The organism is Roseibium sediminis (assembly GCF_008711325.1).
In the GTDB taxonomy this organism is placed as follows: Bacteria; Pseudomonadota; Alphaproteobacteria; order Rhizobiales; family Stappiaceae; genus Roseibium; species Roseibium sediminis.
This window is the reverse complement of the sequence record NZ_VXDB01000112.1, coordinates 1-576: the sequence shown is the minus strand read 5'-3', so window position 1 is coordinate 576 and position 576 is coordinate 1. Positions and strand designations below refer to the sequence as shown.

Annotated in this window: 1 protein-coding gene; it reads left to right on the top strand. The window is 55.9% G+C overall.

Translation table 11 applies throughout. The features are described 5' to 3' along the window. Window positions 1-576 (top strand): DUF4815 domain-containing protein (locus tag F0155_RS23300; protein WP_150526948.1); only part of this gene is annotated, 576 nt, incomplete at both ends.

Here is a 576-nt window from a genome sequence, read left to right as displayed (position 1 = left end):
ACAATGACTGGTTTGGCGCGCCGCTGATTGTTCAAAGCAAGCAAAAGATCCTGACCATTCCCGAACAGGTTCAACTCAAGGGATTGTTGTTCAAGGTCGTTGAGCAGCTGAACCGGGTCACCATGGGAGGATCGGTCCCGGACAGCGTTTCGGCAGACGGCATCTTTACCGATGATTTTCGCAACGATGATTTGCGCGACAACGGGGTAATCCAGAACGCGTCTGTGAACAGGGGCGTTCTTCAACTGCCGGTCCTTGAGGTGCTGAACGTTTCTTTCGGTCAGATGGAAACGCTGCCCTTCGCAGAAAAGGCGACTATCGACCAGCCGCTTTCAACTGGTATTTTCAAGATCAACCCGTATCAGAACTTCAGCGTGATTGCCGGGGACCTGTTCCTCACGCCTGCGCTTGACCACTGGACGGAAGTCCGCACTGAATGGACGTCGCCGGTCACGCAATTCTTAACGGCCGCGCCGGGGCGCCCGCCTGGTACCACGGTCATTACCGAGGAGATCGACCAACGGACCGAGACGGCCAGCGCTATCCGCCGATTGAATATTGCCTTCACGCTGAACG